Raw genomic sequence first — 9,725 nt, 5'->3', positions numbered from 1 at the left:
CACGTTCAGCGGCGGTGGGCGCCGGTGGATGTGCACAAATCACTGGATGTCTCGGGGCTCTCCGGTGCCCATGTACTTGGAAAGTTGGTGGTGCAGGTTGACCGTGCTGCGTTCGCGGTAGGGGTTGGGCATTGTTCCGGGGAACCCGGCCGACTTCATGCCCTGCTGCACCGCCGCCATATTCGAGAAGTCCTGTGGCAGCACCGACAGCCAGTTCGGTGAGTCCTTCGGGGTGTAGGCCCATTCGGTCTGCGGCTCTTCACCTTTCGGGTACAGCTCGAAGACCGCGACCTCGAAGATGCACTTGTCCGGGTTGTAACTCGGATCGGGCCGGGCGCCGTAGCACAGCGCGCTGGTCAGGCCCTGCCCCACTTGGAAGTTCGGGAAGATCTGCCAGGCCGTACCGCTCTGCCCGAGGATGTCCGGCGGGATGACGGGCCAGACCACGCCACGGGCCTCGTCGTCGCGACGGGCCGAGGCCAGCCAGTGCTGCAGCACCTCGTCGGCGGGCGTGCCCTCGGGCAGTTCGTCGACCAGGCGCTTGGCGGCGTTGACCAGTGTTTGCGTGGTGGTCGCGTTGGTCTCTTCCATGGTGTAGACCTGCATCTCGGCGGTGGAGATGCGCGGATCGCCGTTGCCCAGCCGGATCTTGGACTTGGTCTCGTCCAGGCCTTTGGGCGCGTCGTAGCCGATGTTGCTGTGCTTGCCCTGCGCCTTCGCCCAGCCCTTGAACTCGCCGAATTGGTTGAACTCGGGGTGGGTGGTGAACACGTGGTAGGTCTCGTTGAAGGCCTCCAGCGCGACCTTCCAGTTGCAGTCGAAGTACAACCATTTGCGCCACTTGTAGCGCATGTTCTCCAACCCGAACGGGTCGAGGATCTTGGCCGCCGGGTGCAGATAGTCGGCCAACGACTCGCAGTGCGGATCCATGTTGATGAACAGCCACCCGCCCCAGGTGTCCACCTGCACGGGAGCCAGATGGGTGTTGCGCGGGGTGAGTGTGCCCTGCCAGTCGTCCTGCTCCCGGATGTGGGTGCAGGCGCCGTCCAGACCGTAGGTCCAGCCGTGGAATCCGCACACGAACGACTTCCGCGCCCGGCCGGTGGCATTCTTGGCGCCTTCGGGGTTGTCGATGAGTTTGCGGCCGCGGTGCATGCAGACGTTGTGGTGCGCGGCAAAGGTATCCGGGCCGGTTCGTACGACGATGATTGAGTCGTCGAGGATGTCGTACGTCAGGTAGTTGCCGACCTCGGGGATCTCCTCGACCCGGCCGACCTGCTGCCATACTTTGCGCCACAGCCGATCCCGTTCAGCGCGAGCGTAGTCCTCCGAGATGTAGGCCTCGACCGGGATGGTCATCGGCTGGGACAGGTCCTCGGCGATCTCGCCGGTCGAGCCGTCCGGTTCCGCGTCGACTTCCATCGCGGCGTCGAGATCGGTTTCGGTATGGGCCATTAGCTCCTCCTGATGGCTTCGCGGAAGGATTCGTCTTTGAGGAACAACGAGGTGTTGTCGCCGCCGAGATGGGTCCAGCGCAGGTTGAGCCCGCCGTCGACCAGGATGGTCTGGCCGGTGATGTAGGCCGACAGGTCGGAGAGCAGAAACAGGATGGCCCCGGCCTGCTCCTCCGGTGTCCCGCGCCGACCCATTGCGATCGCCCGTTGGTCACGCTCGGGGTCGGCGTCGACGTACGTGGCCGAGGCGGCGGTTTCGGTGACCCCGGGGGCCACGGCGTTGACCCGGATGCCTTCTGGGGCAAGTTCTGTGGCCATCGTCCTGGTCGCCGCGACGATCGCGGCCTTCGCCGTGCCGTAGGCGACGTGGTAGGGCGCGCTGTTCATCCCGCTGATCGAGGACACCGACACGATCGAACCGGGATTGCCCTGCGACCGGATCTCTTTCGCGACGGCCTGACTCATGAAGAACATGGTTTCCAGGTTCGCGGTGAACAATTCGCGCCAGTCGGCCCGTGACACCCGGGTGACGGGCATCCAGGTGGACGGTGCGGCGCCACCCGCGACATTGACGAGTCCGTACAGCACACCGTCAGCGCCCCGCGCCGCGTCGAGCACGGTGGCGATGCCGTCATCGGTGGCCGCGTCGGCCGCCACGGTCACCACGTTCAGGCCCTTGTCGGCCAGCGGCGCGACATGGGTGTCGAGGTTCTCCTGCGATCGACTGACCGCCACCACGGTGGCCCCGGCCTCGGCCACCATCCGCGTGACGGTGGTGCCGATCCCGCCGCCGCCGGCACCCGACACCACGACGACGCGGCCGTCCAAGTTCAGAGAACTGTCCATGCGCAACCCTTGCCGACTGATTGACTTAATTGTCCGGACAACAAATAGAGATCTTCATATTGGAGAACACTATTCCCCAGCACTTATTCACCCGTCAAGGGTCGATCTACGGTGTCAGCTGACTATTGTCTGGACTACGGCGAGTTGCTAACGTCCGAGGTCATGAGCGCCCTATCGGTAACGGATGCCAGGTACACCGCAAACCCGACGACAGCCGGGAACTGGACGCTGACGCAGGTCACCGCACCGAGCCGGCTGTTCGGCGCGAACGGGCTGCGCACCGGTCCGGACGGCCGCATCTACATCGCGCAGGTGACCGGCAGCCAGATCAGCGCCCTGGATCCGGAAACCGGCCGGCTGGACACCGTCAGCGCCAAGGGCGGGGACATCGTCGCTCCGGACGACGTGGCGTTCGACGCCGACGGCAATCTCTATGCCACCGAGGTGATGGACGGCCGGGTCAGCGTGCGCGCGGCCGACGGCACCGCCCGGGTCCTGCGCGACGATGTGCCCTCGGCCAATGGCATCACCTTCCACCAGGGCCGGCTCTTCGTCGGGGAATGCCGCGAAGGCGGCCGGCTGATGGAATTCGATCTCGCCGGCGGCGCCCCGCGCATCCTGCTGGACAACGTCCCGTCGCCCAATGCCATGGAGGTCGGCCCGGACGGGTTGCTGTACTTCCCGGTGATGGGTGCGAATGAGATCTGGCGTATCGATCCCGACGGCGGGCAGCCGGAAGTCGTCGCCACCGGTCTGGGCGTCCCGGACTCGGTCAAGTTCGACGCCGACGGCCACATCGTCTCCACCCAGGTCGCCAGCGGCCAGGTACTGCGCATCGATCCGCGTAACGGCGAGCAGACGCTGTTGGCGCAGCTGAACCCTGGTCTGGACAACTGCACCTTCGTCGACGGGCGGCTGTTCGTCTCCAACTTCACCGGGGAGATCACCGAGATCCGGTCCGGCGGCGGTGCGCAGGCGCTGCTGCCGGGCGGGTTGAACTGGCCGCTGGATCTCACGGTGGGCGCCGACGGCAGCCTGTACGTCGCCGACGGCACCTACTTCTACCGTGTCGGCCCGGACGGATCCCTGCAGACCGTCGCGATGCTGTTCTCACCCGGCTACCCGGGCTTCCTGCGCGGGGTGATCGCGTCGGGCCCAGGCGAATTCATCGTCACCACCGCCGCCGACACCGTGGCCCGATTCCGGCCGGGCGGCCCGGAAAGCTCGGCGGACGAAGTGAGCCAGGTGCTCGCCGCCGGGATCGACCAGCCCTACGGCGTGGCACTGGCACCCGACGGATCGGTGCTGGTGGTCGAACAGGGTGCCGGGCGGCTGCTGTCGGTGCGCGACGGTGCGGTCAGCGTGCTGGCCTCGGGCCTGGACACCCCGGTCGGTGTGGTGATCGGACCCGACGGGGCGCCGCTGGTCTCGGTGGCCGGCGCCGTGCTCCGGGTTCGTGGCGGGGCAACCGAACCGGTGGTCGACGGATTGCACACCCCGCACGGCCTTCTCATCCGCGATGGCGCCCTGTACATCGTCGACTCGGGCAGCAAAGAAGTTCTCGAGTACGAGTTCGCGTCGGCGGCCCGCACCGTCATCGCCACCGGACTGCCGGTCGGCCCGCCGCCCGGAGTGACCCCCAAGCCGCTCAAGGGCATGCCCCCGTTCTCCGGCCCGCAGGGGCCGTTCGCCGGCATCGCCGCGGGAGCCGATGGCACCCTCTACATCTCGGGCGACGGCGACGGCAGCGTGCTGGCGCTGCGCAGAGGCTGACGGTATGACGATCACCCCGGCCGAACACCGCTACCTACAGGTGGCGCGCACCCTGCGCAAGGAGATCGTCGACGGGGTGTACCCGGTGGGCTCGCAGCTGCCCACCGAACACGAACTGTGCGAACGCTTCGAGGTCAGCCGCTACACCGTGCGTGAGGCACTGCGGCGGCTCCGCGACGACAACCTGGTCACCTCGCGGCCGCGCGCGGGGACCACGGTGGCGCCGCGCGCGGCGACCAATACCTATGCCCAGGACGTGGTTTCGATCAACGACCTGCTGGCCTTCGCCACCGGTGCGCAGTTCACCATCGAGTCCAATGCCATGGTCACCATCGACGAGGACCTGGCGCGGCGCACCGGGCTCCCGCTCGGCGAGCAGTGGCTGGCGGTGCGCGGCTACCGCCAGGCCGAGGACGAGCCGGCGCCGGTGTGCCGCACCGAGTACTACATCAACCGCAGCTTCGCCGCCGTCGGCCGGCTGCTGCACCGGCACTCCGGCCCCATCTTCCCGCTGATCGAGGACCTGTTCGGGGTGAGCATCGTCGAGGTGCACCAAGAGATTTCCGCGATCGTCGCCTCCCCGGAACTGGCCGCCACCCTGAAGGTGGAACCCGGCAGCGCCGCCCTGCAGATGCAGCGGACCTACACCACCTCCGACGGGGAGGTCGCCCAGGTCACCATCAACACGCATCCGTCGGACCGGTTCCGGCACGCCATGACCATGCGCCGGGTCAAGGGCTGAACGCCGTGGTTCGACAGGATCCAGCCCGTACCGCCGACGCCTACGCCCGTGGGCTGTGGGTGCCGACCACCCTGGCCGACGCCCTGGCCGACGCCGCCCGTGACACCCCGGACCGGGTTCTGCTGGTTGACGGCGAAATCAGCCTGACGGCAGCCGAATTGCACGCCCGGGCCCGCACCCTGGCACACCGGCTGACCGAGTGGATGCCGCCGGGCAACGTGGTGTCGTTCATGCTGCCCAACTGGCACGAGGCCGCGATCATCTACCTGGGCGCCACCCTGGCCGGCATGGTGGTGAACCCGATCCTGCCGTCACTGCGAGACCGGGAGCTGAGCTTCATCCTCACCGACGCACAGAGCCGGGCGATCTTCATTCCCGCCCAGTTCGGTAACCACGACTACGCGGAAATGCTGGCCCGGGTCTGCGACCAACTCGATGCCCCACCGGAAGTCGTGGTGCTGCGCGGGGATCCAGGCCCGCACCGCGCCTTCGACTCGTTGGGCCAGGCCCCGGAGCGGGAACTGCCGGTACTCGACCCCGACGACATCCGGATGATCATGTACACCTCGGGCACCACCGGTCGCCCCAAAGGTGTGCTGCACAGCCACAATTCGATTCATGCCCTGATCCGTCAGTTGCGCGAGCACTGGAACGTCGACCCCGGCGACACCTTCCTGGTGCCCTCGCCGATCGCCCACATCGGCGGCTCCATCTACGCGTTCGAATGTCCGCTGCTGCTGGGCAGCACCGCGGTACTGATGCAGCGGTGGAACGCCGAGGCGGGCGTGGCCTTGATGACCAGTCACAAATGCACCCACATGGCAGGGGCCACACCGTTTCTCGAACAGCTGCTGGCCGCCGCCGAGCAGGCCGGCACCCGACTGCCCGACCTCAAGGTGTTCATCTGTGGTGGCGCCTCGGTGCCCCCGTCGCTGATCCGGCGGGCCTGCGACTATTTCGAGCGGGCCGTGGTGAGCCGGGTCTATGGTTCCACCGAAGTGCCGGTCACCACCGTCGGCTCGCTGGCCGCCGGCGATGTCGACCACGCCGCCGAGACCGACGGCCGACCCGGCATCGCCGATGTCCGTCTGGTGTCCGGTGAGATCCGCGCCCGCGGCCCACAGATGCTGCTGGGCTACCTGCATCCCGAGGACGAGACCAAATCCTTCGACGAGAACGGGTTCTTCCGCACCGGGGATCTGGGTCGATGGGTGGACGGCGACTACCTGCAGGTGACCGGGCGTGCCAAGGACCTGATCATCCGCAACGGCGAGAACATCTCCCCGAAGGAAGTCGAGGACCTCCTGGTCGGTGAACTCGGCATCACCGAAGCGGCCGTGGTGGGCCTGCCCGACGACCGCACCGGCGAACGCGCCTGCGCGGTGCTGGTGACGACCGACGGCAGGCGTCCCGACGTGGCGGAGGTGGGCCGGATACTGGCCGGGTACGGGCTGGCCCGGTTCAAAACCCCCGAACAGGTGGAGATCTGGGATGCACTGCCGAAGAACGACGCCGGGAAAGTCTTGAAACACCAGATCCGGGCAACACTCACGAAGGTGAACTGACATGCAGGTTGCGATCGTCACCGGGGCCAGCAGTGGCATCGGATTCGGCTGTGCCACAAAGCTTGCCGAGGCCGGTATGGCGGTGCTCGGCGCCGGCCGCGACACCGAACGACTCGCCGAGCTGGAACGCGCCATCGGCGATCCGGAACGCGTGCAGACCGTCGCGGTCGATCTGACCTCCGACGAGGGTCCCGCGCGGGTGGTCGAAGCGGCCGTGCAGCGCTGGGGGCACGTCGACTTCCTGATCAACAACGCCGGCATCGGCAGCCCCAAGCCCCTGCACGAGACCGACGACGAAACCCTCGATTATTTTCTCGGGATCATGCTGCGGGCACCGTTCCGGCTGGCGCGAGATGTGCTGCCGCACATGGAGCCTGGCTCGGCCATCATCAATGTCACCTCCACCTTCGCCGTCGTCGGCGGACTGCGCGGCGGTGCCTACTCGGCGGCCAAGGGCGGGCTGACCGCGCTGACCACCCACATTGCCTGCCAGTACGGCGCGCAGGGCATCCGGTGCAACGCGGTGGCCCCCGGGGTCACCGTCACGCCCATGGTGGAGCAACGGCTGGAGAACGAAGGATTCCGCAAGATGCAGACCGAGATGACCCCGCACACCCGGTTGGGCCGGGTCGAGGACATCGCCGCCACCGTGGCGTTCCTGTGCTCCGAGGGCGGCAGTTTCATCAACGGCCAGACCATCGTCGTCGACGGCGGCTGGAGTTCGACGAAGTACCTGTCCGATTTCGCGCTGAACGCCGAGTGGGTGGCCCGGTGAACGTTTTCGCGGTGCTCGACCAGGCAGCGGCCCGTCACGGTGACCGGGGCGCGGTCTTCCTGGGCGAAACCCAGCTGCACTCCTGGGCGCAGCTGCGCGAGCGGGTGCTGCGGCTGGCCACGTCGCTGAAGTCACTGGGCGACCGTGGCACCCGCATCGCCGTCGCGAGCGAGAACCGGCCCGAGATCGTCGAGCTGATGTTCGCGATCTGGGCCGCCGAATGTGTGTTCGTGCCGATCAACTACAAGCTGCATCCCCGTGAGATGGCCGACATCCTGGCCGATTCCGGTGCCACCCAGGTGTTCGCGTCGGCCAATATCGCCGGTGAACTGCGTTTGGACGTCCCGGTAGCGGTGATTGGTGGCCCGGACTACGACCGGTGGTTCGACTCTGCCCCGGCCAGTCCGCCGGCCACCGACCCGGCTGCACTGGCCTGGCTGTTCTACACCAGCGGAACCACCGGAAAATCCAAGGGCGCCATGCTGTCCCATCGCAACCTGATGGCGATGACAGTGGCGCACCTGGCCGATTTCGACGATCCGGACGAGAACTGCAGCCTGATCCACGGCGCCCCGATGTCCCACGGATCCGGGCTCTACATCCCGCCGTATGTGCTGCGCGGGGCCCGTCAGGTGATCCCGGCATCCGCCGCGTTCGAACCCGACGAATTCCTCGACCTGTGCGGCCACCACCCGGGCAGCAGCGCGTTCTTGGCCCCGACCATGGTGCAGCGGCTGATCCAGACCGGCCGCCCCCGCCCGGAGAACCTGAAAACCGTTGTCTACGGCGGCGGCCCGATGTACGTCGACAGCCTCAAGAAGGCACTGGACGCCTACGGCCCGATCTTCGTGCAGCTCTACGGGCAGGGCGAAGCGCCGATGACCATCACCGGATTGCGCCGGCACGATCATGTCGTGGCCATCGACACAGCGGACGACGCGACGCTGGGCTCGGTCGGTTATCCGCGCTCCGGGGTGGAGGTTGCCGTGCTCGGCTCCGGTGGCCTGCCCGCCGCCGTCGGCGAGATCGGTGAGATCGTCTGTCGCGGTGACGTCGTCATGTCCGGCTACTGGAACAACCCGACCGCGACCGCGGCCACCCTTAAAGACGGCTGGTTGCACACCGGCGACATGGGCTCCTTCGACGACCGCGGCTACCTCACCCTGCGCGACCGGTCCAAAGACGTGGTGATCAGCGGGGGCAGCAACATCTACCCCCGCGAGGTGGAGGAAGCCCTGCTGGAGCATCCCGATGTGGTGGAGGCCGGTGTCGTCGGCGCCCCCGACCCCGACTGGGGTGAGGTGGTGGTGGCGTTCGTCGTCGCCACGAACGGCGCCCCAGTCGACCCGGCCGCGCTTGACGCTCACCTACTGGAACGCATCGCCCGGTTCAAACGGCCCAAGCGCTACGAGTTCATCGATGCGCTGCCGAAAAACAGCTACGGCAAGGTGCTCAAGCGCGAGTTGCGAGACCGGTTGAGTTCATAGCTTCACCACATCACGCCGCGGATCAACGCGGTCGGCGGGATATCCTCGGCGGCAACCAATCCCGCCGGAGCATCACACACCCAGTCGATCGCGTTGACCACCCGTGCCGCGGTGGACACACACCCGGCGTCGGTGACGTCGAGGACGGGGTGCGAAAGACTGGTGCTCACCTCGATACGCGGCTCGCCCTCCACGATCACCATGTGCACGCCGGACTGCCCCTCGGGCGGGTACTCCCAATCCGGCGCGGCCGCGGGCGTCAACCGGGTGGTGTGCTCGACGGTGATCACCGGCTCGCCGCCACGCACGCCCTCGGCGGCGAACCGGGTACCGGCCAACTGGCCCGGCTCGACCGTCATCATCGTGCACTCGATGCGGTCGGTGGCATACCACGGCTCGAAACGGTCACGGACCTCGTCGAGTTGCACCCCGAGGCGGTCGGCGAGATTGCGTACCAGGCCGCCGAACATCGAGCTGATCACCCCGGGCTGGAACGCCAGCGGCGGGTCGTCGTCCGGGGTGGTGCCGAAACCCATGGCGGTGCCGGTGTACTCGTAATCGTCGTAGTTGCCGTAGTCGAAGATCTCCTTGATCGTCACCGACTCGGCACGAGTGACCAGGCTCAGCGCCGCATACGCCGCGGTGTCGCCGGAGTAACCCGGGTCGATGCCGTTGACGTACAGCGACGAATTCCCCGCCTTACAAGCCTCTTCCAGCGGTACCCGCAGCCAGTCGTCGGCCTGGCGCGGGGTCACCAGCCACACCATCGAGGTGCCGACGACGTTGATCCCGGCAGCCAGGAAGCGTGACATCTGCTCGATGGCCTCCATCGGCCGGGTCTCGCCCAACGCCGTGTAGACGACACAATCGGGCCCGAGAGCGATGAGCGCGTCGATGTCGTCGGTGGCGATCACGCCCGTCGGCTCACCAAGGCCGCACAGGTCGGCGGCGTCACGGCCGATCTTGTCCGGGCCGGAAGCATGAACACCCACCAGCTTCAGGTCCGGCCTGCCGATGATGGCCGCCAGCGAATGCCTGCCGACGTTGCCGGTGGAGAACTGGACCACTCTGCGCATTGTCAAG

At 67.3% G+C, this 9,725-nt stretch carries 8 protein-coding genes; 5 read left to right on the top strand and 3 right to left on the bottom strand.

Annotated elements, in window-relative coordinates:
- Nucleotides 1-39 precede the first annotated feature (39 nt).
- Together FR943_RS05920 and FR943_RS05915 are read right to left on the bottom strand one after the other, a co-directional pair.
- Nucleotides 40-1,455: an aromatic ring-hydroxylating oxygenase subunit alpha gene (locus FR943_RS05920; RefSeq protein ID WP_217155428.1), complete on the bottom strand. Its 1,416-nt coding sequence runs from the start codon at nucleotides 1,453-1,455 to the stop codon at nucleotides 40-42.
- On the bottom strand, nucleotides 1,455-2,300 hold the full coding sequence (locus FR943_RS05915) for an SDR family NAD(P)-dependent oxidoreductase (RefSeq protein ID WP_217155427.1): 846 nt from the start codon (nucleotides 2,298-2,300) through the stop codon (nucleotides 1,455-1,457). The genes FR943_RS05920 and FR943_RS05915 overlap by 1 nt, the downstream gene beginning before the upstream one ends.
- 162 nt (nucleotides 2,301-2,462) lie before the next feature.
- On the opposite strand from FR943_RS05915, the gene FR943_RS05910 reads away from it, so the two are divergent.
- From FR943_RS05910 to FR943_RS05890, 5 genes are read left to right on the top strand one after another with little or no spacing between them, the layout of a single operon-like run.
- Nucleotides 2,463-4,073 (top strand): SMP-30/gluconolactonase/LRE family protein, encoded by a 1,611-nt coding sequence (locus FR943_RS05910; protein WP_217155426.1) that lies wholly within the window; start codon nucleotides 2,463-2,465, stop codon nucleotides 4,071-4,073.
- A gap of 4 nt (nucleotides 4,074-4,077) precedes the next feature.
- A complete protein-coding gene (locus FR943_RS05905) occupies nucleotides 4,078-4,815 on the top strand; it encodes a GntR family transcriptional regulator (RefSeq protein WP_217155425.1) in 738 nt (245 codons plus the stop codon).
- Nucleotides 4,812-6,380, top strand: a complete 1,569-nt coding sequence (locus FR943_RS05900; RefSeq protein WP_218045352.1) for an AMP-binding protein — start codon at nucleotides 4,812-4,814, stop codon at nucleotides 6,378-6,380. The genes FR943_RS05905 and FR943_RS05900 overlap by 4 nt, the downstream gene beginning before the upstream one ends.
- 1 nt (nucleotide 6,381) lies before the next feature.
- Nucleotides 6,382-7,155, top strand: a complete 774-nt coding sequence (locus tag FR943_RS05895) for an SDR family NAD(P)-dependent oxidoreductase (RefSeq protein WP_217155424.1) — start codon at nucleotides 6,382-6,384, stop codon at nucleotides 7,153-7,155.
- Nucleotides 7,152-8,642, top strand: coding sequence for an acyl-CoA synthetase (locus FR943_RS05890; protein WP_217155423.1), 1,491 nt, complete (start codon nucleotides 7,152-7,154; stop codon nucleotides 8,640-8,642). Before FR943_RS05895 ends, FR943_RS05890 begins: the two co-directional genes overlap by 4 nt.
- 2 nt (nucleotides 8,643-8,644) lie before the next feature.
- Here the strand turns inward: FR943_RS05890 and FR943_RS05885 are convergent, their stop codons facing one another.
- Entirely contained in the window at nucleotides 8,645-9,718 is a 1,074-nt protein-coding gene (locus FR943_RS05885) for an NAD(P)H-dependent amine dehydrogenase family protein (RefSeq protein ID WP_217155422.1), read from the bottom strand.
- Between the last annotated feature and the right edge of the window lie 7 nt (nucleotides 9,719-9,725).

The sequence above is a fragment of the [Mycobacterium] fortunisiensis genome (assembly GCF_019050325.1).
Taxonomy (GTDB): domain Bacteria; phylum Actinomycetota; class Actinomycetes; order Mycobacteriales; family Mycobacteriaceae; genus Mycobacterium; species Mycobacterium fortunisiensis.
Note: the sequence above shows the minus strand (reverse complement) of the source record. Positions and strands in the feature narration are given on the sequence as shown.

What these genes read in the sequence shown, in the direction of transcription:
- FR943_RS05920 (WP_217155428.1), bottom strand. Translation starts at nt 1,455, where the DNA reads ATGGCCCATACCGAAACCGATCTCGACGCCGCGATGGAAGTCGACGCG.
- FR943_RS05915 (WP_217155427.1), bottom strand. Translation starts at nt 2,300, where the DNA reads ATGGACAGTTCTCTGAACTTGGACGGCCGCGTCGTCGTGGTGTCGGGT.
- FR943_RS05910 (WP_217155426.1), top strand. Translation starts at nt 2,463, where the DNA reads ATGAGCGCCCTATCGGTAACGGATGCCAGGTACACCGCAAACCCGACG.
- FR943_RS05905 (WP_217155425.1), top strand. Translation starts at nt 4,078, where the DNA reads ATGACGATCACCCCGGCCGAACACCGCTACCTACAGGTGGCGCGCACC.
- FR943_RS05895 (WP_217155424.1), top strand. Translation starts at nt 6,382, where the DNA reads ATGCAGGTTGCGATCGTCACCGGGGCCAGCAGTGGCATCGGATTCGGC.
- FR943_RS05885 (WP_217155422.1), bottom strand. Translation starts at nt 9,718, where the DNA reads ATGCGCAGAGTGGTCCAGTTCTCCACCGGCAACGTCGGCAGGCATTCG.